The following is a 21248-nucleotide window of genomic DNA, read 5'->3' as shown; positions in this document are numbered from 1 at the left end:
GGGTTGTTGTGCGGGCCGTGCCTCGGGCCTGACAACGGTCACGAATCTAACATGGCGAAAGGCGGCGGCCTATTTCTCGGTCTGAGTCAGTCGAGAACGGCGAGCTCGGCAGCGCGGCAGGGGGTGTCTGTCAGCGCGCCGGGCCAGCGCACCATCACCAGCGTTTCGCCAGTGAGGGGATCCTCGGCGTATCCGTTCACGTACTCGAAAGGTCGCGGCTGGTCCCGTTGCCAGCGGATGGGGGTTACGCCTGTATGCGGCCGGAAGTCCGCGCGGACGTCGTTCACTTGGTGCTCCCTGTGTGGCGCGAGGCGATCAGTTCCAGGCCGCGCCCCCATGCGGTGGAGACGGGTTCGTCGAACGCGCAGTCGCCGTGCTGGCTCTCTTGAAGGCCGGCCCGCCAGTCTTCCGGGCCGCCTGGCCGGTTGCGGGTGAAGTGCTGGATCGTGCCGTCTGTCAGCGTGAAGCTCATGTGCAGGACTCCGTCGGGGCCGGTGGTGGCACTGGTGTGCTGCCCGGTGGTGAGGGCGTGGTGAGCGAGCATGTCGCCAGTTCGCACGACTGTCTCCGTTCTAAAGTAGCGGCCTATTTCTGGTTAGTGAAGCGAGCCGTAGCCGTTGCAGGTCTCGCATGTGTCCGCAGTGGCGGGATTGGTTCCGTCGGGGCAGTGGGGGCAAGGGTGCCACCACCCGGTGCCGCGGCACTGCTCGCACTCGCGGACTTCCTCGTGGGGGCCGCGGAGGAAGGTGACGACGGTGCGGCCCTCGCACTCGTCACATTCGCCGGGGCTGATTCCGAGGGTGCTGTAGCAGTCGACCGTGGTGAACGTGGCGAGCATAGGGTTCCTTTGTGTTTAGGGGTGTGTCCGGTGCGCTCTTCCGCCGGCCGGAAACGGACGTGGTGAACAGGGCAATCGCGGCGGGCGGCACGGAAGAGGTCACCCCACTCAGAAAAGAGGCTCCTGCCCCTGAACGTCTCTCTGCCTACAGGGGCGGGTGGGGCTGGCCTGTACAGGGGGCGCCGCCTCTCCGAACAGAGCGGGGGTGCCGGACGCATCGGGGATGGCTGCGATACGCACCGGCCCGGTGGGTATGTCGAGTGTCCATGTGCTGGGAAGGCGGGCATCGAAGTCGGACTTGGTCATCGTCTGCCACTGTGGTCGCTCGGTGCGAGCGGACATAGGGGGCTCCATCTGGCTGGGGACGGTTGCTGAGGTGAGGGGCGGGGCTCGCGGCCCCGCCCTCTGGCGTCAGGCCGCCACCGGCTCCGGCTCCGTGTCCGCCACGGCTTCCGGGTTGACCTGGACCAGCTCTTTGGCCTCGGAGTGTGCCTTGGCCTGCTTGAGCTGGAAGCGCGCCTTCGTCAGAGACTCCGCTACGCGATCCAGCTGCTCCAGGCGCGCCCCGACGCCTCCCTCCAGGGCCTGCGCGAGCTTCAGCGGGTCGCTGGCTCCGATCTCGTCCAGCATCGCGCGTACCTGCTCGATCTTGTCGAGCGTCGTGCGGGTCTTCTTCTGCGCTGCCGCGCGCTCCGTGCGCTGCTCCTTTGTCAGCTCTTCTGTGATCATCAGTACGGCCTGTTCCTGCTGCTGGCGCATGGCGTAGGCGAAGTGCACGATCTCGTTGTCCGAGGCGAGTTCGCCACGGCTGAACTTGGCGAGTAGGGAAGCCTGGTTGGCGTGACTGAGTGCCGCGATCTGCACTGCCGCCTGAGTGCCGATGGTCTTGGCCTCCACGAGCTTGGCGACATCCTCGCGCAGGTCCAGCAGGGCCAGCCGGAGCTTGACGTACGCCGTGGTCTTGCTGAAGTCGGCGGCTACGGACTCCACGGTCGCGCCTTCCTCCTCGTCCAGGATGCGCTGGAAGGCGCGCGCCTCCTCCAGGGGCGTCATGTCCTCGCGGTTCACGTTCTCGCTGACCGACCGCTTGAAGCGGCGGAGTTCACTCTTCTCGCTGGTGATGGTGACGCGGATCTTGGTGCGCTTGAGCAGCTGATGGGCGCGCCACCGGCGCTCGCCGGCGACGATCTCGTATCCGCCGCGCTCGTTGTCGGGCTGGACCTCGATGGCCTGCATGAGGCCGTATTCGTCGATGGAGGAGGCGAGTTCCTGAAGGGCCGCCTCGTCGAAGTACTCGCGGGGCTGGCGGGGGTTGCGGTGGACCTGGCTCATGTTCAGGACGCGCTGCACTGGTTGCTCCAGGAGGTAGGTGGTGAGTTCTTCCCTCAACCATTAACTAAATTCTACTATGGTTTATGGGGGTGTCCACTCGCGGTGACCCAGCCAGGTGTGACCTGGCGTACGTCACCGACCCACCGCACGGGCCGAGCAGGAAGAGCAAAATGCCCGTGGGACGCCGGTTTCCCGGCGCCCCACGGGCTCCCCCCCCTGCTCCCCTTCAGGGCGTGACCGCCTGACCCCCGTCCACGCGCTCACGCCACCGCCGGACCTCAACAGGCGCACCTGCCAGCAGGGCGGTAGAACAGTCGCGGGCGATCGGACACCGAGCGCACACTGCTGCCGCCCCCGTGTCATCTCCTTCACTGGACGATTGGCACGAGCTCGCTGTGACACACCGAGCCGCGCTCCAGCGGATCGGCATCGCCAGCCGGTCCGACTCGCTGTGCAGGTAGCTCAGCACGCGGCCGGTCGCCGCAAGGTCCCGCTCCTCAGTGCCCGGTCGCCCGCCCCGAGGCTGCTTCGACAGCGCCAGAATGCGCTGTACATCAATCACGTCACTCCTCGCCAAGTCAGGCTGTGTACCGCCTGCCCCTCCTTTTGACGCGCCCTGCCCCCGTGGCGGCCGCCCGGCCCGAGCGCGGTGCCGGGCAGCCGCAAGATGCTTCTCCGCCGGTGTGGCCGAGCCCCCGGTCAGTGCCCCATGCCGGCGCCGCCGTCGACTGGAATGACAGCACCGGTGATGTACGACGCCTCATCGCTGGCCAGGAAACGCACTGCCGCCGCGATCTCCTTCGGCTGGGCAGCCCGGCCCGCGGGGATCTGCTTGACCATGCTGTCCTTGAGGTCCTGGGGGAGCGAGGCGGTCATGTCGGTCTCGGTCAGTCCAGGGGTGACGACGTTGGCCGTGATGCCCCGAGAGCCAAGCTCGCGGGCGATGGAGCGCGAGAAGCCAACCAGCCCTGCCTTGGCTGCCGCATAGTTCGCCTGTCCCGCCTCGCCGCGCAGGCCGACGGTCGAGCCGACGAAGATCATGCGGCCCTTGCGGGCCCGCAGCATTCCGCGGGTGGCACGCTTGGCCAGCCGGTACGCCGCCGTGAGGTTCGTGCCGATCACGTCGCCGAAGTCCTCTTCGGACATGCGCATCAGCAGGGTGTCGCGAGTGATCCCCGCGTTCGCCACCAGGACCTCGACGGGCCCGTGCGCTTCCTCGATCTGCTGGAACGCAGCCTCGACCTGCTCAGGATCGGTGATGTCGCATTTCACCCCCAGCACGCCGGCGGGCGGCTCGCCTGAGCGGTAGGTGACGGCGACTCTGTCACCGTTGGCGACCATGGCCTCTGCGATCGCCAGCCCGATGCCTCGGTTACCACCGGTGATGAAGACGCTGCGGCTCATGGGTACCTCTCAGTTGGTGCTCTGGTGCTCAGCTCTGCCGTTTGCCGTGGCAGAGAGCCCGAGAGGCCGGTATCCGTGACCGGGTGGCCCCTGCGGTGCAGCAACCTTCGCACAAAAAGAACGCTCGCTTTTGATCGTTCTCGACTACGCAGGGTGACCGGTACGAAGTGTAGCGGTGATTGACAAACTGTTGAAGAGGGCGGAAAGCGGTCAATGTCCAGCTTTGGGTGGCTCGATGGCGAAAAGATGATCATGGAGGCACTTGCGAAGGGGCGTCAAAGGGGCGTTAAGGTCTTCGGCGTCTTTCCGATACTTTTACCCTCAAGGAGGGGTAACGCCCTGATGTCCAATAGGCACCGCGTAGGCGATTTTCTCCGGGAGTGGCGCGCCAAGATGGACCCGAACCTGGTCCCCGGCTTCACCGCCAGGTTCGGGCCGCGAGGTAAACCCGGCCTCACACAGGCCGAAATGGCGGTGCTCACTGGTGTGACGGAGAGCTGGTACCGGCGTCTGGAGGCCGGCAGCATCAACAACCCGAAAACGGAATGGCTGGAGCGCATCGTGCGCGCTCTCGACCTCAACGAGGCCAAGCGGTACACCCTGTTCGTGTACGGGAAGGGGCAAGAGCCGCCACCCCTCTACCGCCCAGCTGCAGTTATCGACCCCTCGACGGCCGCAGTGATTCAGGGGCAGCCATGGCCCGCGTACATATCTGACGCCTCGTGGGACATGCTCCTGTACAACGACCTGTGCGTCCGGAATTGGCCGTGGATCAAGTACGGCATCAACATCATGACCTGGTGCCTGACCTACCCTGAAGCCCGGCTTCAGCTGATCGACTGGGAGGAGTCGTGGGCCAAGCCCATGGCGTCCCAACTGCGCCTCGTGCACGAGTCCCAGCCGGAGAACCGCAGGCTTGCCGAAGTCGTAGCCGACATCAAAAAGCGCGACAAGGTCGCAGCACGACTTCTTACCGACGACCTTACGAGCGTCACGCACCCAGACGGCCACCGGCGTTGGATGTACCTGCCGAACCGCGGTGAAGAGGAATTCGAGGTCATCTTCCGCTGCTTCGCCCCGCTCAGCGACCGTAGCCAGCGCATGATGTTCATCGTGCCGCCGGACTACTCCCTCGCGAGCTGAGCCATTCCCTCGACGAGCCCCATAGTCGTGGAAGGGCCGCCTTCTACGCCCGCTTCCTTATACGCAGCGGCAACAGCAGTGAAAAGCCGCTCAGGGTGCGCGAGATCGCCGGCGTGGGCCCCCTTGATTAGGCGGGCCGCGTCGGTCAACTCGACGCCACGCGCAGCACAGGAAGTGGCATCTTCGTGGACACGGGTGAGGCGGTCTCGAAAGGCGACCACACCTGCCCGGTCGGTTATTTCACCGTGACCCGGAACGAACGTGGTGGCCCCCGTACTCAGTAGCCGGTCGCAGGCCGCGATGCACGCGCTGAGGGAATCGGACCACACAATCATGTGGGCTCCGATGAACAACACATCGCCGGTGAAGACCACCTGATCTGTGGGGACGTGCACGGCCACGTCACCCTCGCTGTGCGCGGGGCCGAGATCGATGAGTTCCACCGCCGCCCGGCCAACTTCCAGCTCCAGTGTGCCGGTGAACGAACGCGTCGCGCCGGTCACGGTGATCCCGCTGAAGTCGAACACGCCGATGTGCTCAGCGGCGTACGCGGTGACCGCAGACGTCGGAGCCGATCGGCCGAGCAGCATCATCTGCTCCGGGCTGATCTCCTTGCACACATGCCCGGCCGACGCAGCCGACGTGATGATCTCGGCGTCCGGAAGGAGCTGGTTGCCCCACGTGTGGTCCCCGTTCTGGTGCGAGTTCACCACAGTGGTGATCTCCGCTTCGGGCACCGCCGCCTCGACCGCTCCCAGCAGCAGTCGCGTGCCGGTCAACGTGAACTGGGTGTCCACCAGCAGAGCTTGTTTGTCGGAGGCGACAAGTCCGCAGTTGCTGTAGCCCCAGGCGGTGCTGTTGTGCATCCACGCCCACGTGGTGGACGACAGCGGAACGAGGGAAGGGGACGACAAGGCAGGCTCCAACTTGCTGGACAAGACGATGTGCAGACATAACGGTGCGCCCCGGCAGACGGGGCGCACGAAATGAAGATCAGGTGGCGGGTGTGCGCCAGTCGATAACGATCCGCTCATGTGGGTCGGGGTGCCGCCCGCCCCCTGACGGCATGACGCGAACCTTGGAAACCTCAAAGGCGATGAGGGCCCGCTGAGAAGCCCGCGGGGCGGTCTTCCACCACGCGACGAAATTGGTGACGTCGGAGATCGGAACGTCCGCGATCTGCTCCAGGAACCGAAGACGGGTCCGAGCCTGCCGCAGGTCCTCCTTGGTGGCCTTCTGTGCGGCCAGGAACGCCGAGCGCACCAACAGGCCGCGCCCGTACAGGCCACCCAGTTCCTTGAACCGCTCCTCAGCCCCTTCGACGTGCTCACGCAGACGCCGCATCTCGGCCTTGACGTCCTCCTGGACTTGAAGCAGCCGCTCATGAGTGCCAGGTCGCAGAACATCAGCAAGGACCTGTTCGGCTACGGCGTCCTCCAGGCGGTTGGCGTTCATGCGGACGCCACCACACGAAGGACGACCCTCCTTAGGGGGAGGGCACCGGTATCCGGGGTCAGCGTCCCCGTTCACCCGTGCCCCCTGCATGGGGTAGGCACACCGCCCGCACTCGGACAGACCGCCGGTGAGCAGGTAGTCGAACGGTTCACGAGGGGGAGCCTGCTCGCCGCGACGCTTAGCGAACAGCGCGTTCAGCCTTCGGTGCTCGTCCGGCGTGAGGACCGTTTCCCCGAAGTCCTCAATGGGCTCGCCGTTCTTATCGAGGCCCGCCATGAGCGGGTTCAGGATGGCCCGCACGAAAGCCTCCGCGGTCCAAGGATTTCCGCGCGCGTTGGTGTAGCCCTTGTCAGTGAGCTGGCGCACGACCGTGCCTACGGGCTCGTCCAAGAACAGCCGTGAAGCGCCCTCACGCAAGCCCTGGGCCTCCTGCTGGTGCAGCTCTCCAGGACGCACGTAGCCCGATAGCCGTGCCATGAATCTCCATCCATCGGGAGTGCGACCGCCTTGCCCATAGCGGCCCCTTAGCTCCGTAATAGGCCAATGTACTTGGGTGGCATAGGAGGTCTCTCCACTCCTTTGGGGCTGTCGGGTATTTATGCAGGTCAGGAACAGGTTTCGAACGCGACATCGAAAAGTGACCTCGCTCACCCTGGCCAGCTTGGTTGCCTGAGGCTAAAAAATGGCCGGGCAAACCACCGTGTGCAGGTCCACTGGGGGCGGAGAGCGGGCGGCCCTCGGAGAAACAGGCCGCAGCAAAAGATCGCCTAACGAAGGCCGAGCGCCTCCCAGACGGACGCCGTCGCCACCTTCGTCGTATCGCCCAGCGGAATCAGCTTCGCCGGGAACCGGCCCTCCTCGATCAGCCGGTACGCCTTGTCCGGTCCGATCTTGAAAGCGCGCGCAGCCGTCGCCACGCTGATCGCAAGCGGAAGCGCCAGCACCTCCTCCATGGACATGTCTCCAAGGCCAGAGGCAGGCGCAACAGGGCCGATCGCAGATGTGGTCATAGGTGGTCAAATCCTTCTTCCCCGCGCCACCTGACCGGAAGCATACGAGACCCAAGGAAGCCCGAACTCCGCTACAGAAAGATCAGGACACGCAAAGAAACCCCAGCTCAAACAGGAGCCTGCGTGTTCGACGGAACCACCTACAAGCGATGCTCGTGCACGGAGCCGGTACTCGACGACGCCGGCCGACCGGTGCTCAGGCCCGACGGCAAACCCAAGCGCCGCGAGATCGGCTCGGCCTGCCCGGACCTGAAGAAACGAGACCACGGCTCCTGGGCCTACTACCTCAACCTCCCCGACGGCCCACGCGGCGAACGACGCCGGCCCCGCAAGAGCGGCTTCCGAACCCAGGCCGACGCGAAGGAAGCGGCACAGAAGCTCTGGGACGAAGCCCAGGGCGGCGTCGACATCGACTCCAAGGAGACGGTCGCGCAATACCTGCGCCGCTGGCTGCGCCAGCGCGTCGACCTCAAGCGCAGCACCCGCAAGGACTACGAAGACTACGTCGAGCGAATATTCATCCCCGCCCTCGGCCACCTCCCCCTGCGCCAACTGCGTAAGCGCCACATCCAGGAGATGTTCGAAGAGATCTGGGTCCTCAACGAGTCCAAGGCAGCCAACCGGCTCGCAGCGCAGCAGGCCGAAGCCGAGTGCGACGATGCGTACCGAGCCTGGAAGGCCGCCCCCAAACCTCGCCCGCCCCACCTGCGGCAGCGGTGGACCGAAGCCAAAGCGACCCTACGCGCGGCACGCCAAAAGCCACGCCGAGAAACCGGCCCGGGCACACAGAAGAAGTTCAAAGACACCCTCTCCGCCGCCCTCGACGCCGCAGTCGCCGAAAAGCTGATCACGGAGAACTTCACCAAAGGCGTCGTACTCCCCAAGTACGAGCGCCCAGAACCCCTCGTCTGGACGGACGAACGTGTCGCACGCTGGCGCGAAACGGGAGAAATCCCAGGCCCCGTCATGGTCTGGACACCGCAACAGACCGGGCAGTTCCTCGACGGCGCAACCGGTCACCGCATGTACCCCATGTGGCACCTCGCGGCCTTCAGGGCGACACGACGCGGCGAAACCGTCGGCCTCCCCTGGACGGAAACGGACCTGGAAGCCGGAACGTTCAAGGTCGTCGAGCAACTGGTCAAGGGCCGCACCTACAGCGAAGTCTGGGAAGACACCCCCAAGAGCCGCAGCGGACGCCGCACCGTCACCTTGGACGACGTGAGCCGCGCACTCCTCCGAGCTGTGCGCCAGGCACAGAAAGCCGAGCGCGAAGCCTGGGAAGCAAAACATCTGGCCGAACCCGAGAAGTACGGTCCCTACGTCAACTCAGGCCGCGTGTTCACCACCGAGGACGGAAGCCCCCACAACCCGGACAACGTCTCACAAGCCTTCGACCGCCTAGTCCAAAGGCTGGACCTCCCCCCGATCCGCCTCCACGACCTCCGCCACTGCGCCGCATCGCTGAGCCTCGCGGCCGGCCTGTCCATGAAGGCCATCCAAGCTCTCCTCGGCCACAGCAACTACTCCCTCACCGCCGACACCTACACCTCGCTCATGCCGCAGTTCGATCAAGCAGCGGCGAACGCACCGGTCACCCTCGTACCGCGAGCCAACGCGACGGAGGAGGGAACCGCTCCGAAGCTGACCCTCGTCGTCTCGGACCCAGAACCAGAAGGGCCTGGGACCGCGGGGGACGCCCAGGAGGGAGCCGATGGCCACTCCGTCCCGTGCCGAGTGATGTCAGCGTGAGGGTGTGGTTATGCGCGGCGAGCGCGAATGCGAAGCGTTGGACCAGCAGATGGCAGGGCAAGGCTGACCTGCGGAAACTCTCGTTCGTCCTCCGGCGTCAGCCCGCTTCCCAGAAGAAGGGGTGTTCGGGGACGGTCCGTGGACAGAACGTGGACAGAAGGCCGGGGACAGGCGGGGAAAGATGAGGAAAACCGAGGAAGGACCTGCGGCAGAGCAGGCTCCGGAGAGACCTGCCGAGGAGCCTCTGAGCTGGCGAAACGACCCTCCAAGCGGTGATCTATCGCTGTTGGAGGGCGGATTGGGAGCCGCTCCGATCCGCTGCTTATCAGGCTCGATTCCCAACCAGAACGCTCTTGTAAAGCGTAGGTCGTCGGTTCGAATCCGACAGGGGGCTCTAGTTGTGACCAGGTAGAACGCACTGAGAACGCCCTTCCGGGAGGCATTTCGGAGGGGCGTTCTCGCTGTATGGGCCCTGTATGGGCCCTGTACGGGCGCTGTACGAAGCCGTCCGGGGGCGGCTGCCCCGATGCGGACGCGCAAAAGTCGCCAACTCCTCTTGAGGACTTATCCTGAACCCGTCCGACGATCAGGGCGGTGAGCACCCCATGGCCAGGAAGTACGAGCGGATCGCTGACGAGCTGCGTCAGCACATCCGCGCAGGCCGGCTGCGGCCGGGAGATCGTCTCCCGGCGGAGACCACGCTCGCGAAGCAGTACAAGACCAGTGTCCCGACGATGCGCGACGCGCTGGGCGAGCTGCTGGCCGAGGGGCTGATCGACAAGCGGCACGGGGTCGGCAACTTCGTCCGCAAACCACCGCAGCGCGCGGAGCGCACCAACGAGCGTCACCAGTGGGAGAAGGACCGGGCACGCGCGGCGCGGAACGAGCGCGGGAAGACCGGCGCCACCGAACACGACACCGGTCTCACCGTCTCCGATCTCGTCTTCAAGACCCGGTACCGCGAAACGAAGGCCGACGAGGACCTGGCCGCGGCCTTCGCCGTACCCGTGGGCACCCGGCTGCTCGAACGCACCTACCGGACCTGTCCACGCGACGAAGACGCGGCCCTCAGCCTCGTCTGCTCGCACCTCGTCCACGACGTGGTGGCCGCCAACCCGGAACTTCTCGACGAGTCCAACGAGCCATGGCCGGGTGGCACCCAGAGCCAGCTGCACACCATCGGCATCGAGGTCGACCACATCGTCGAGCGGATAACGGCCCGGCCTCCGACATCAGAGGAGGCCGAGGAGCTCGGCCTCCGGAAGGGTGTTTCCGTGATCGCGCTCCGCAAGATCTCCCTCGACACGGAGGGACGGGTGGTGGACGTCTCCGACGTGATCATGCCCGGCGACCGCGTCGAGCTGGTGTTCACGACCCGGCTGGAACGGTGGTGACGGTGACGCACCTCATCACGGTGATCACAGCCGTCCACCCGTCGGCCGCCGCGTTCCTGGCCGACGCGTACAAGTCGCTGACCGAGCAGCAGCTGCCCGACGGCTGGGACTGGCAGTGGGTGGTCCAGGAGGACGGCGAGACCGACGCCGTAACCCCCCACCTGCCCGACGACCCGCGGATCTCCTTCGGCCAGGGCCGGCAGGGGCGCGCGGCGGTCGCGCGCACCCTGGGCCTGTCGCGCGCCGAGGGCGAGTACGTCAAGGTGCTCGACGCCGACGACATGCTCACCCCGGGCGCCCTGGCACGCGACCTCCGGGCCCTCACCGCCGACTCCTCGCTCGGCTGGGCCACTTCACGCGCCCTGGACCTCCTGCCCGACGGCTCCACCGTCGGCTTCGACCAGGACCCGCCCGAGGGCCCCATCGAACGCGGAACCGTCCTCCAGCACTGGAAGGCGCACAACTACCGCGCCCCGGTCCACCCGGCGACCCTCTTCATGCGCCGCGACCTGCTCCTGGCGCTGGGCGGCTGGATGGCCCTGCCGGCGAGCGAGGACACCGGCCTGCTGATGGCCCTGAGCGCGGTCAGCCGCGGCCACTTCTCCGCCGAAACGGGACTGCTGTACCGCAAGTGGCCCGGACAGGCGACGAGCCAGGCGGCTCACGCTCATGAGGGGGAGCGGGAGGCTCGGTTTGCGGTTGTGGAGGCTCGTGCTCGGGTTTTGGCGGCGATGAGGGATTGGCGGTACGGGGCCGCGTAGTCACGGCTTGAGAGCGGCTGCGGGGGGGGGGGCGAAGCCCCCCCGCAGCCGCTCTTCGCTATCTGGCCTGCCGAGTCCGGAACCCGACACGACAATGCCATGTCGCGATGGTGGTTCAACGGTGCTCGGAACAGACTGGATAGCTGCACCACGGCCTCAGCCGCGCCACTACCTCCGTTAAGGCGTAGTAATGGTTGGCCCTCCCCGCCGTGTCGGGATCTTGCCGTTGTTAGGCTGCTCTGCCTGTACGGCAGATAGGCGCAGGAGTAAGAGGGAGGGCTCTCTTGCCGGGGACTTTCAAAGTCGATGTGCACGAACTCGGCTCCATCTCGCGAAAGCTCGACGAGAGCGTCACCGGGATGCGGACCGTGACGCGCAAGATGGACCAAGCCACCGCAGGGCAGCTGGGGCACGACTCCTTGGATTCCGCCTGTTCGGACTTTCAGTCGAAGTGGAAGTACGGAATCGGGCAGATCACCGGACTGGCGAACTCCATACGCGGATCAGTGGATGCCACTGCGGAATCGTACCGCGCCTGCGAAACGGGAATTCAACAAGCGCTCGCCAAGGGCCTTGAGGGATCCCCCGGTTCCTCGTCGCCGCATTCGACATCGGCATCCGGTGCCACGTCCCGGGTCTTCGGGTAGGTGGGTAGGGAGGGCACATGAGTGGTGGCGGGAAGATACCTTCCGAGGCTGCAGGGTTCCCGGGCCTCGGCTTCGATCCGGCCCCCGGAAGCCTCTCGGCGGTGCGTGCACTCACGGATCAGTCGTTCGAGGCGCACAGAAACCTTAGCTCGGTCTGGCAGACCCTGAACTCCATAACCCGTGGCGGAGATGCGTGGAAGGGAGCTGCCGCAGACGCGTTCTCCGCACAGGTGAAGGAACTGCCGAAGCTGGTCGACTCCGCGACGCAAAGCTTCTATGACTGCGGTTTCCAGCTGAACGAGTGGTCCGCGAAGCTGAGCAGCATGAAGTCCCGGTCGGCAGACCTGGAGGCTCGCGCGGTAACCGCCCGTTCTCGTGTGCGGGACGCGGAGGGGAACCCGAACCTGGGACTGGCAGGGCAGACATTCGACACCGATGAAGAGCTGCACAACGCAGAGCAGCGGTTGAACCGGGCAGTCAAAGAGCTTGATGCTGCCAGGAACGCCCTCAACACCCTCATCGAGGACGCGAAACGGCTCATGCATCAGCATGACGAGGCTGCGGAGAAGATCGCAGAGGCCGTACGCAAAGCCTCGGAAGAAGCCCCCGACGAACCAGGGCTGCTGGATCGAATCGGCGACGCCATCAAATCACTGGCCGAGGCCAATTCCCGTCTGGCGCATCAAGCCTGGGATTGGGTAAAGAACCACGCCAACGCCATCGCTGCTGTCGGTGATGTCCTGTCGACGGTCAGCGCCATACTCGGCGCTGCTGGAGTGGGTATCGCTGCTCTCGGCCTCGTCTTCCCTCCCTCTGAGATCGTTCTCGGCCCGCTGGCCGCGGGCCTGGAGGTCACATCGTCCGGCTTCGCGGCAGGAGCGCTCGTGTTCCATGGCACAGCTCGCATGGCGGGTGGCGAAGACATCGTGTCGAACCGGACGCTGGCGCAGGACGCGCTGGGGACGATCCCGTTCGGTGGCGCAGTTCGCGTCGGAGGAAGGCTGGGCACCGCGATCTTCAAGAGCCGTGCGGCGGACGCAGCCTCCAACTTCGGACTGGTCGACTCCTGGGCCGGGCTGTTCGGAGATCCGTCCGTATTCGAAAACTTCAAGCCGACGGACCGCCGTCAGGCCATGGAGATGGGAATTCCCGGCGCCGGCCCTCTGCTGGTTGCTGTGGAGAACGCGTGGAAGAAGGGCAGCGCGAAAGACCAGGACAGCAACGACGGCGGGTGAGAGACGAGCATGGAAGACGAGGACGAGGCGGTGGTAGCAGCACGTTTCGACGGACGCCCGACTGTCGAAGTCGTCTTCACCGGGTTCGGGGCGAGGCGCGCTGATCGGATTACCTGGGTCGGCGCTGAGTTGGGCTATGCGCTCAGCGCGGATGAACCTTGCGGACGAGGGCAGCGCCGTTTGCTCTTCACTTGCGACGACAGCCCGGGGGCCCGGCAGCGTGCCCAGGCGACCCTGGCGCGCGTGCAGGCGGTCGGCTCGTGGAGCGCCGCCACTCAGCCTTGGCCAGGAGCTGTCCCCAACAATCCGTCGGCGGTCGCCGCCCCACCGCTGATCCACCCGGAGCGTGCTGCGCGTGCGCAGAGGCAGGTCAAAGCCTATGAGGGGTGGCACCCGGCTCGGTTGATCAGCGTGTTCTGCGTCTTCGCCGCCGGTTTCTTCGCGTTGGCGTGGGCCGCACGTGAGACGGTGTCGGCCACAGTGGGCTCTTGCCTCGTCGGCCTCCTGTGCCTGGCCGGGGCGGCCCTCGGGCCGCGGTACACGAGAAGCTGGCACCAAGAGAACCTGCAACTGCTTGAGCGTTTCCGCCGTCAGCAGGCAGCCCAGTTTCCCGTCCCGCCCCCTTCCCCTCCTCCCCCTCCCGCGGGCCCGCACCATGACCAGACAGGAAGATGAAGTTGGAATTCATCGCACCGGCGGGCTTCACGGAAATTCCCATAGGGATGAGTGTCGAAGAAGCGCGACAGGAACTCATCACGTGCGTGTCCCGGGAAGCTCTCGAAGCGAGGCCCGCAGCCTACGAGAACCTTGTGAGCAACCTGCAGAAGGTGTCGCAGGCGCTCGAAGAGTCCGGGACGCTGTACGCCGGAACTTGCCTGCGTCCCTACGAAGGCGAACTGTCCCTCGGTACCTTGCTTGTCACGGTGACGCCCTTCGCATTCGGGGATGATGCGGCAGTCGCGGCAGACGGCATGGTGCGCGCTCTGGTCGCCGCGCGGGGAGATTCCTGGGCAGGAACGGTATTCGATACCCCGGTCGGGCCTGCAGCGGTGCTGACTGGCGTGAACGGCTTCCACATCCCCGCTGAAACCTCCGCATCCGGGGAAGAGCTGAACCTGCCGATGGCAGAAATGCAGGTGTACCTGCCGGTGCCGGAAGGGGTGGAGGGCCAGGAGCAGTGTCTCGTCTCCTTCAACCTCACGACGCCGTGCGAGGGCCATTGGGACGCGTACTGCTCCGACATCGTGGCACTGCTGAACAGCGTGACGTTCGACGAGCCGGACCACACGTTGCCTCAGGGAGGTCGTCCTCAGCTCACCTCACCGGGGACGCCTGCGGGTTCCCCGGCAACGCCCTCGCCCGGCCAACACCACGCTGATAGCGCGGCACCCGCGACGCCCTTCGGCTGAGCCCTTGTCGGAGTCGAGCGGCTGACGGGTTGGTGTACCGACGCGATCACTGCACCGCCCCCGGGGCCTACGGCAAGTATTCGGCGTCAATGCGGGAGAAGAGCAGCTCGCTCTCCTCGGTGATCGGCTCACGCCACCGGATCGGCACCTCTGATGCGCGTCGCAAGGCGGCTGGGTAGCGGCCGGCGGCGTAATCGTTCTGAAGGCGGTACATGTGGAAACCGTTCGCCCGTAGCGCGCCCAGCAGTTCGTCGGCCGAATCGCCCAGTTCGAGCATCCGCTGTGGTGTCACCTCGATCGCCAACTCCGCGTCGGGTCGCAGCTGGTCGAGCAGCGGGACCAGCCCCCGGACGACAGCGCCTTCAGCCCCCTCCACATCGACTTTGATCACCCTCGCTCGGGCGATCTCCTCAGGGCTGAGGACGTCCGACAGCGGCTGAGCGGCTACTTCGAAGGTGGACTCGGCCTCGCCGGCGTACGGCACGATGCTGTTGGCCCCCATGTTGTGAGAGCTCGCGAGGACGAAGGTGAGCATCTCGTCCCGGTCGGAGATCGCGGTGTTCACCGCACGAACGTTTCCGCACCTGTTGATCGCCGCCTGCTTGAGCAGCACTCGGTGAAAGTCAGGAGATGCCTCCAGAGCAACCACCGCCCCCTCCTCACCGACCAACCGCGAGGCCAGCAGGCTGTAGTAGCCGATGTTCGCCCCGACATCCACGAAGACATCGCCGGGCTGGAGCCGACGCTCAAGCCAACGCGTCAGGTGTGGCTCCCACACCCCGAAGACGTAGATGTACCGCTGAATCAGGTCCTGGGTGTCGGTGACGAACGTCGCGCCGAAGCGTGTACGGGTCCGGCGGATGCGTGGATGGTCACGCAGGCCGGTGTTCAGGTAGGAGTCCACGATGCCGGCCTTGCCGAACGTGCCGGGGGCGTAGCGGACGTACCAGCGAGAGAGGTCGAGCTTGAGCTGCGTGAGAAGAGAAGTCACCTGTGTCCCCGAAGTGGTCGAGCCGGCGGCCGTGCGGATCACTCTACGTACGGCGTTCGATGGGGACCTCGTAAATGATCTCGCAGTACGCATGCGGTACGACGATGTCCGCCGTCTCGACCGGCCGCCCTGCTGAAGCACCACCGGTCATGGCGGCCGTACCGGGACCAGGCCTCCGGTACGGAGCAGCCGCCACCGGCCAAATGCTTACAGTGTTGCCGCGAGTGCGAACCAGCCCCCTGGCCCTCGGGCGTCACCGCGCCATGTCGAGGTCCAGGTCGAGCATGCGGATCGCGTTCCCTCGGAGAATCTTGTAAGTCACGTCCGGAGGCATGCCGGCGACGTGCTCCGCGGCCACCTTCTTGGTGTGCGGCCACGTCGAGTCGACATGCGGATAGTCGGTCTCGAAGGTGGCATTGTCGACGCCGACGGTTTCAATCGACGCGACGCCGTGCTTGTCGCGGAAGAAACAGCAGAAGATCTGGCGGTAGTAGTACGTGGAGGGCGGCTCGGGAATCAGGTCGCGTACGCCGCCCCAGGCGCGGTGCTCCTCCCACACGTCATCCGCGCGCTCCAAGGCGTACGGAATCCAGCCCATCTGCCCTTCCGCGTACGCCAGCTTCAGCCGGGGGAACTTCACCAGGACGCCACTGAAGAGGAAGTCCATCATCGAAGCCATGGCGTTGTTGAAGGACAACGACGCTTGCACGGCCGGGGGCGCGTCCGGCGAGGCGGCCGGCATTTGCGACGACGAGCCGATGTGCATACACACCACCGTCCCCGTCGCCTCACACTCCGCGAAGAAAGGATCCCAGTAACCCGAGTGGATGCTCGGCAGCCCCAGGTAGGTGGGAATCTCGCTGAACGTCACGGCGCGCACCCCTCGGGCAGCATTGCGCCGAATCTCCTGCACCGCCAGTTCGACGTCCCACAACGGGATCAGGCACAGGGGAATCAGGCGTCCGCCGCTGTCCCCGCACCACTCCTCCACCATCCAGTCGTTGTACGCGCGCACGCACGCCAGGCCGACCTCCTTGTCGCGGGCTTCGGCGAAGGTCTGCCCGCAGAACCGGGGAAAAGTCGGGAAGCACAGCGACGCCTCGACGTGATTCAGGTCCATGTCCGCGATCCGCGCTGTCGGATCCCAGCAACCACGCCGCATCTGCTCCCGGGTGATGCCGTCGAGTGTCATCTCGTCCCTGGAGAAACCGACGGCCGCGATGATCCGCTTGTACGGGAAGAGGTCCCCCTCGTACCGCCACCAGTCCGTCAGCTGGCCGGCCGGGTCCGTCGTGAACTTGTATTTGCCGCCGACGTACGCCAGCTCGCCGATCCCGGCGGTGAACGGCTTAGGCCCGAGCTCTCGGTGCTTCGCCGGCAGCCAGGTCTCGAAGAGATGCGCCGGTTCGATCACGTGGTCGTCCACGCTGATCACGCGAGGGATGTCGGTGGAGGCGGCGGTACCGTTCGTGCCGTTCGTCTGGCCAGTCATGAGGCCCCTCTCAGCGGTCGCCGCGTCGGCGACGTACCTGACGACCCGTCAGGTCGAGGGTATAGACGGCCGGCGCGAGCAACAAGCCGTCTCCGGCGCCACCTTTTCGATGACGGAACGCCGCTGAGCGGCGCCGGCCTTGGCCTACCCTGATGGCCATGGCGGATCTGCAGCGTCATCCCCTTGTTGACACGGCCGTTCGTTACCACCAGGCCGTCGCGCGTGGCGCCGTCGGCGAAGAGCTGGCTGCGTACTTTCACCATGACGTCGTCCAGCACGAACATCCCAATGCCCTCGCCCCTGAGGGCGCGGTCCGGGACCTTTCTGCGATCCTCGAAGCAGCCGAGCGGGGACGCGGTACGCTCCGGCGCCAGAACTTTGACGTTCTCAATGCCGTCGCAGTGGGCGATCAGGTGGCCCTGGAAGTCGTCTGGAACGGCACTCTGGCGGTTCGGCTGGGCGACCTGCCCGCCGGGCACGTACTGCGAGCGCGCATCGCGACTTTTCTGGAGTTTCGCGATGGCAAGATTATCGCTCAGCGTAACTATGACTGCTTTGAGCCTACTGGCGCTCGCCGTTAACTCTTGACCAGCAGGACTTCGTCAAGCGGAACCGCGTCTACCATTTATGGACCGTTGCACTGCTTTACTAGGTTATTGCGCGACTCGTGAGCTAAGGTCCGTGTGACCAGCTCAACCGGGCCGTGTTCCGCAGGGGCCATAGGGGCAGTGATGCTTCGATGGACCGGACGCCCCGAGGCATTACCTGCAGACTAGGGGGAAACTGTGGGGCGTAAGTCTGTGCTTATCGCCTTTGGGGCTGATGCCCGTGCGGCTCTGCTGCCCAATGGGCTCAAGGGGGCTCCATTCCGCGTCGGGCGATTCTGTGTCGCTTCGCGCTGAGATTCGGGCCTTTCTTCCGCACGCCGTTTCGCGGCTCACTTCTTTCCCGGCCCGGGATTGTTGACGGTAACGGTCACGGTCACGGTTACGCCCGGTGTCGTGAAGGGTTATTGGGCCCTGCGTTTCGAACGAGTTCGCCCCTCGGCTCGCCGATTCCCCTCGCTCTCCCCACAGGGCCTCTGCGGCGGCTGCCCGTGCGGCGGTTCCCCTTCCGGCGGTGTCCCGTGGAGATGTCGCCCGCCTGCGAAGCGGCAGCCGTTGCCACCACCTTTTTCACGTACGTCCAGCCCCGCCGGAATCAAGGCGGTAGAGGAGTCTTCGCAGCACCATGGACAAAAAGCACATCACTTCCGTACGGATGCGACGGATCATGACGCGTGGCCTTGTGACAGCCACCGCCCTCGCGGCCGTCACAGGTGCCGTCGCGCCGGGCGCTGTCGCCGACAGTGGCGCCGGGGCACCGGGTGTCGTGGCCGACGCGGGCGGCATCGGGACGTCCGACATCCAGCGCGTCGATGCCGCGGCCGTGGTGGGGCTGGACCCGACCGCCGCCGTACTCCTGCTCAGTGACTACGACTTCATCCACGCGCTGTGGCAGAAGGCCAGCGACGCGGGGGAGAAGCTGGACGCGGTGCGCACCGCCGCCGAGCAGGCGATGGCCAGCACGGTCGCCGAGGACCACGTGCGTTTCATCGTGTCCGGCGTCCACGAGGCGTACAGGCTCGACCAGCAGCGTGAGCGGGAGAAGGCCGAGGCCGAGCGGGCGGCGCGGCTGGCCAAGTCCCAGGTTCTGCTCGCCGTCGGCATCCCCAGCACGCCGGAGCTGCTCGCCCTCAGCGACGACAACTTCATCCGGGCCGTCGCCAAGCACACCGCCTCCGGTCCCGAGGTGCGGGCCGCCGCGCTCCAGGCGCTGCTCGGTGAGACGGCGGATTGGCGGGAGTTCATCGTCAACGGCGCGCGCGAGGCCCACAAGCGGGATGTGGCCAACGAGTTGAAGGAAATCGAGGAGCAGAACCGCAAGGAGGCCGAGCGCCGCAAGGAGCTGGCCGCCCGTAAGAGTGCCGCGGCCCTGTTCCGTATCACGTCCACCGAGGCCATGCTCGCGCTGAGCGACGACAACTTCATCCGGGAACTGCTGCGCCAGGCCCCCGCAGACCTGCGGGACTCCGAGCTGTACGGCGAGGGGCAGCGCGCCACCCTCAGCTCCGACGCGGCCGTGTGGAAGGCGTACATCCACACGGGCGCCGACGCCGCGTACAAGCGCGACGACGAGAACCGGCGCAAGAAGGTCGCCGAGGCGAACCGCAAGCTCGCCCTGCAGATCCAGGCCGCCGCGGAGAACAGCAAGGTCAACCCCAACCTGGCGGCCGGGGCCAAGGCCGCGCTGCAGGGCAGTGACCAGGACGTCGAGCGGTTCCTGAAGGCGGACACCCAGTACCGGCTCAAGCGGCAGTCCCTGAAGGTGTGGAGCGTCGGCGCGTACGCGCGCCAGTCCAGCGCGGACGGCGGGAAGGCCCTCCTCAGCAGCTCGATCAACAAGAACAGCTCATCGGCCGACCGCGAAGACGCCACCTGGGTGATCGTTCCTTCCCTCGCGAGCGAGCCCGGCTGCTACTCATTCGAGTCCGTACGCAAGCCCGGCCACTACCTCAAGAGTGGCAAGTCCGAGAAGGACGGGCTCCGGGTGGAGGTCGCGGCGGACGACCGCAGTTCCGCGTTCCGTACGAGCGCCACGTGGTGCATGCGCCCCACTTTCCCGACCGGCCCCGCGCCCATGCGCAGCGCCGTTTCCTTCACGCAGAACACCACGTCGGGCAAGAAGTGGCTCGCGCCCACGACGAAAGACGTTTACGCGCGAAAGGAATTCTCGTTCGACCTGCCCGGCGGCAAGCCGGGAGAGGCCCAGCCGGGCCGCGTGGCGGCCTGGCAGATCGCCGCGCCGCTGGCACCCTGACCTGCTGGGGCACCTACATGAGTACCGACGCGAGTGACGGCGTGACGTCGGTCTGCTACTTGCTGCTACCTGCTGCCTGCTGTTACCTGTCGGACGACGCACCCGTATCAGCCGTCAAGCCGCCCTGGAAAACATTCGGAGACGACCCTGTTCATATCCTCTCGATGCCGAACTGTTAGCCATGGCTGAAGGATTCATCCAGTGGTATAGGGAGTCGGCGGCCGTACCGGTCTTCGCTGAAAAGACGGTTATCTTCGCCGCACACGGCATCTGGCTCGTGCATTCGGTACGGGGCGGAGTCGTGGTTCTCGACGCTGAAGGGGACGGTGTCCTCATGCGCCCGGAGGAACTCGGCCGCCCGGAGGCGGCGCCCCGCGCGGCGTCCGGCCAGGGGCGCCGCGATGCGTCGGCCGTCCATGTAGCAGGGCCGGGGACCGGAAACGGAGCGTCAGCTACCGTGCCGGCCCCCGACGCCGCCCCCCCCCCGACCCCGCCAGCGATGTCAGCGGTTCACGCGTCAGCCGGAAACCGCCACCCGCTCCACGGGAATCCACAGCTCCGCGTCCGCCGCTGTCCCGTCCTCCGAAAGACGGGTGCGCAGGATTTCGGGGCCCGGCCTGCTGCGGTACGGATTGGACGGGAACCATTGCGTGAAGATGTCCCGCCACAGAAGCTGCAGCGACTCCGGAAACGGGCCGGAATTCTCGAATACCGCCCAGGTGCCCGCCGGAACGACCAGTGTGTCGAGGTCGCTCGGCGCTTCCGCCCGGGTCACTACACCGTGGTAGTAATCCAGTTCCGTGCCCTCTGCCCGGCTCGGGTCGAGGTCGTCGCACACCGCGACAATCCCCTCCGGCTGCTGGTCGGACAGCGCGGTGATCCGCTGTACGGTCTCCTGGCCGATACCCCGGATGAACTCCGCGATCGCCGGATTCACCCCCTGGTGGACGAGCGGGACACGCGCTTTCCTGCCGACGACATGGAACTGCTCCGTTTCCACGACCCGGTATCGCATACTGCTGCTCCCTTCGACAATGAGACGGAAGGACATCCGGGGCTGGGAATGCAGCGAAGCGCCGTCCCGCCGCGCCTCACCCGGACCCACACCGTGTACGGCCCGGAAAGCCCGTGCGAACGCTTCGCCCGAGCCGTACCCGTACCGCACCGCGATGTCCAGAAGCGTCCGGTCACCCGCGAGCACCTCGGCCCCCGCGATTGTGAGCCGCCGTCGTCGGATGTATTCCGACAGCGGTATTCCGGCGAGCGCGGAGAACATACGACGGAAGTGGTATTCCGATGTCATGGCGATCTTCGCCAGTTCGGTCACCTCGATCCGATGGCGGATGTGCGCCTCGATATGTTCCAGGGCTTCGTTCAGCCGCTCCAGCACTCCGGTCTCCTTCCTTTACGCCCATGACATTAGGAAGAACGCATGGTCCCGCACCCGACATCTTGTGCCCGGTTCGGTCGGGGTGCGGTCGTCTCCTCGCCAGGGCGGTCGCGGCCGCCGGTACCGGCGGACGGGA

The 21248-nt window shown here is 66.1% G+C and carries 20 protein-coding genes and 1 pseudogene; 9 read left to right on the top strand and 12 right to left on the bottom strand.

Going from position 1 to position 21248, the window contains the following annotated elements:
* Positions 1 to 86: 86 nt before the first annotated feature.
* The 5 genes from ACZ53K_RS08945 to ACZ53K_RS08925 all read right to left on the bottom strand — a co-directional run bounded on the left by ACZ53K_RS08945 (position 87) and on the right by ACZ53K_RS08925 (position 3574).
* On the bottom strand, positions 87 to 287 hold the full coding sequence (locus ACZ53K_RS08945; RefSeq protein WP_468833129.1) for a hypothetical protein: 201 nt from the start codon (positions 285 to 287) through the stop codon (positions 87 to 89).
* On the bottom strand, positions 284 to 559 hold the full coding sequence (locus tag ACZ53K_RS08940; RefSeq protein WP_468833127.1) for a hypothetical protein: 276 nt from the start codon (positions 557 to 559) through the stop codon (positions 284 to 286). Before ACZ53K_RS08940 ends, ACZ53K_RS08945 begins: the two co-directional genes overlap by 4 nt.
* A 36-nt stretch (positions 560 to 595) precedes the next feature.
* Positions 596 to 838, bottom strand: a complete 243-nt coding sequence (locus ACZ53K_RS08935; protein WP_030660204.1) for a hypothetical protein — start codon at positions 836 to 838, stop codon at positions 596 to 598.
* 411 nt (positions 839 to 1249) lie between these two features.
* Entirely contained in the window at positions 1250 to 2227 is a 978-nt protein-coding gene (locus tag ACZ53K_RS08930; protein WP_468833124.1) for a ParB/RepB/Spo0J family partition protein, read from the bottom strand.
* Positions 2228 to 2869: 642 nt separating this feature from the next.
* Complete coding sequence (locus tag ACZ53K_RS08925) at positions 2870 to 3574, bottom strand: beta-ketoacyl-ACP reductase (RefSeq protein ID WP_468833121.1); 705 nt, start codon at positions 3572 to 3574, stop codon at positions 2870 to 2872.
* A 342-nt stretch (positions 3575 to 3916) separates the two neighbouring features.
* Between ACZ53K_RS08925 and ACZ53K_RS08920 the strand changes: the two genes are divergently transcribed.
* Positions 3917 to 4717: a helix-turn-helix domain-containing protein gene (locus tag ACZ53K_RS08920; protein WP_468833118.1), complete on the top strand. Its 801-nt coding sequence runs from the start codon at positions 3917 to 3919 to the stop codon at positions 4715 to 4717.
* Here ACZ53K_RS08920 and ACZ53K_RS08915 read toward each other — a convergent pair.
* The 3 genes from ACZ53K_RS08915 to ACZ53K_RS08905 form a co-directional block, all read right to left on the bottom strand.
* Positions 4699 to 5583, bottom strand: a complete 885-nt coding sequence (locus ACZ53K_RS08915) for an MBL fold metallo-hydrolase (protein WP_468833116.1) — start codon at positions 5581 to 5583, stop codon at positions 4699 to 4701. The two genes, ACZ53K_RS08920 and ACZ53K_RS08915, sit on opposite strands and share 19 nt — an antisense overlap.
* A gap of 127 nt (positions 5584 to 5710) precedes the next feature.
* The gene (locus ACZ53K_RS08910) at positions 5711 to 6649 is read right to left on the bottom strand and encodes a recombinase zinc ribbon domain-containing protein (RefSeq protein ID WP_468833114.1); all 939 of its coding nucleotides are present in this window, start codon (positions 6647 to 6649) and stop codon (positions 5711 to 5713) included.
* A gap of 290 nt (positions 6650 to 6939) precedes the next feature.
* Positions 6940 to 7125, bottom strand: a complete 186-nt coding sequence (locus tag ACZ53K_RS08905) for a DNA-binding protein (protein ID WP_468833111.1) — start codon at positions 7123 to 7125, stop codon at positions 6940 to 6942.
* A 180-nt stretch (positions 7126 to 7305) separates the two neighbouring features.
* Between ACZ53K_RS08905 and ACZ53K_RS08900 the strand changes: the two genes are divergently transcribed.
* The 6 genes from ACZ53K_RS08900 to ACZ53K_RS08875 all read left to right on the top strand — a co-directional run bounded on the left by ACZ53K_RS08900 (position 7306) and on the right by ACZ53K_RS08875 (position 14380).
* Positions 7306 to 8934, top strand: coding sequence for a tyrosine-type recombinase/integrase (locus ACZ53K_RS08900; RefSeq protein WP_468833108.1), 1629 nt, complete (start codon positions 7306 to 7308; stop codon positions 8932 to 8934).
* 605 nt (positions 8935 to 9539) lie between these two features.
* Positions 9540 to 10328: a GntR family transcriptional regulator gene (locus ACZ53K_RS08895; RefSeq protein ID WP_468833106.1), complete on the top strand. Its 789-nt coding sequence runs from the start codon at positions 9540 to 9542 to the stop codon at positions 10326 to 10328.
* A 2-nt stretch (positions 10329 to 10330) separates the two neighbouring features.
* Complete coding sequence (locus tag ACZ53K_RS08890; protein ID WP_468833103.1) at positions 10331 to 11089, top strand: glycosyltransferase family 2 protein; 759 nt, start codon at positions 10331 to 10333, stop codon at positions 11087 to 11089.
* A 284-nt stretch (positions 11090 to 11373) separates the two neighbouring features.
* The gene (locus ACZ53K_RS08885; protein WP_468833100.1) at positions 11374 to 11736 is read left to right on the top strand and encodes a hypothetical protein; all 363 of its coding nucleotides are present in this window, start codon (positions 11374 to 11376) and stop codon (positions 11734 to 11736) included.
* A 17-nt stretch (positions 11737 to 11753) separates the two neighbouring features.
* Positions 11754 to 12971, top strand: coding sequence for a putative T7SS-secreted protein (locus ACZ53K_RS08880; RefSeq protein ID WP_468833099.1), 1218 nt, complete (start codon positions 11754 to 11756; stop codon positions 12969 to 12971).
* 677 nt (positions 12972 to 13648) lie between these two features.
* Positions 13649 to 14380: a hypothetical protein gene (locus ACZ53K_RS08875; protein WP_468833096.1), complete on the top strand. Its 732-nt coding sequence runs from the start codon at positions 13649 to 13651 to the stop codon at positions 14378 to 14380.
* Between the two features lie 67 nt (positions 14381 to 14447).
* On the opposite strand, the gene ACZ53K_RS08870 is transcribed toward ACZ53K_RS08875, so the two are convergent.
* The 3 genes and pseudogenes from ACZ53K_RS08870 to ACZ53K_RS08860 all read right to left on the bottom strand — a co-directional run bounded on the left by ACZ53K_RS08870 (position 14448) and on the right by ACZ53K_RS08860 (position 16863).
* Positions 14448 to 15371: an FkbM family methyltransferase gene (locus tag ACZ53K_RS08870; protein WP_468833396.1), complete on the bottom strand. Its 924-nt coding sequence runs from the start codon at positions 15369 to 15371 to the stop codon at positions 14448 to 14450.
* 43 nt (positions 15372 to 15414) lie between these two features.
* Positions 15415 to 15501, bottom strand: a pseudogene (locus tag ACZ53K_RS08865) (GntR family transcriptional regulator); the annotation flags it as partial.
* Positions 15502 to 15624: 123 nt separating this feature from the next.
* Positions 15625 to 16863 carry an amidohydrolase family protein gene (locus ACZ53K_RS08860; protein WP_468833094.1) on the bottom strand — a complete coding sequence of 413 codons (1239 nt, stop codon included), beginning with the start codon at positions 16861 to 16863 and terminating at the stop codon, positions 15625 to 15627.
* A gap of 158 nt (positions 16864 to 17021) precedes the next feature.
* On the opposite strand from ACZ53K_RS08860, the gene ACZ53K_RS08855 reads away from it, so the two are divergent.
* Complete coding sequence (locus ACZ53K_RS08855; RefSeq protein WP_468833091.1) at positions 17022 to 17444, top strand: nuclear transport factor 2 family protein; 423 nt, start codon at positions 17022 to 17024, stop codon at positions 17442 to 17444.
* A 649-nt stretch (positions 17445 to 18093) separates the two neighbouring features.
* Complete coding sequence (locus ACZ53K_RS08850) at positions 18094 to 19722, top strand: AbfB domain-containing protein (RefSeq protein ID WP_468833090.1); 1629 nt, start codon at positions 18094 to 18096, stop codon at positions 19720 to 19722.
* A gap of 517 nt (positions 19723 to 20239) precedes the next feature.
* On the opposite strand, the gene ACZ53K_RS08845 is transcribed toward ACZ53K_RS08850, so the two are convergent.
* A complete protein-coding gene (locus ACZ53K_RS08845; RefSeq protein ID WP_468833088.1) occupies positions 20240 to 21112 on the bottom strand; it encodes an AraC family transcriptional regulator in 873 nt (290 codons plus the stop codon).
* Positions 21113 to 21248 lie beyond the last annotated feature (136 nt).

Source organism: Streptomyces sp. NPDC033221 (assembly GCF_055577005.1).
The sequence above is the reverse complement of the archived record's forward strand: the minus strand, read 5'-3'. Positions and strand labels throughout refer to the sequence as shown.

Bases quoted from the DNA above. Each gene is read 5' to 3' on its own strand.
- ACZ53K_RS08935 (WP_030660204.1), bottom strand. From the start codon at position 838: ATGCTCGCCACGTTCACCACGGTCGACTGCTACAGCACCCTCGGAATC.
- ACZ53K_RS08925 (WP_468833121.1), bottom strand. From the start codon at position 3,574: ATGAGCCGCAGCGTCTTCATCACCGGTGGTAACCGAGGCATCGGGCTG.
- ACZ53K_RS08920 (WP_468833118.1), top strand. From the start codon at position 3,917: ATGTCCAATAGGCACCGCGTAGGCGATTTTCTCCGGGAGTGGCGCGCC.
- ACZ53K_RS08915 (WP_468833116.1), bottom strand. From the start codon at position 5,583: ATGCACAACAGCACCGCCTGGGGCTACAGCAACTGCGGACTTGTCGCC.
- ACZ53K_RS08910 (WP_468833114.1), bottom strand. From the start codon at position 6,649: ATGGCACGGCTATCGGGCTACGTGCGTCCTGGAGAGCTGCACCAGCAG.
- ACZ53K_RS08905 (WP_468833111.1), bottom strand. From the start codon at position 7,125: ATGGAGGAGGTGCTGGCGCTTCCGCTTGCGATCAGCGTGGCGACGGCT.
- ACZ53K_RS08895 (WP_468833106.1), top strand. From the start codon at position 9,540: ATGGCCAGGAAGTACGAGCGGATCGCTGACGAGCTGCGTCAGCACATC.
- ACZ53K_RS08880 (WP_468833099.1), top strand. From the start codon at position 11,754: ATGAGTGGTGGCGGGAAGATACCTTCCGAGGCTGCAGGGTTCCCGGGC.
- ACZ53K_RS08860 (WP_468833094.1), bottom strand. From the start codon at position 16,863: ATGACTGGCCAGACGAACGGCACGAACGGTACCGCCGCCTCCACCGAC.
- ACZ53K_RS08855 (WP_468833091.1), top strand. From the start codon at position 17,022: ATGGCGGATCTGCAGCGTCATCCCCTTGTTGACACGGCCGTTCGTTAC.
- ACZ53K_RS08850 (WP_468833090.1), top strand. From the start codon at position 18,094: ATGGACAAAAAGCACATCACTTCCGTACGGATGCGACGGATCATGACG.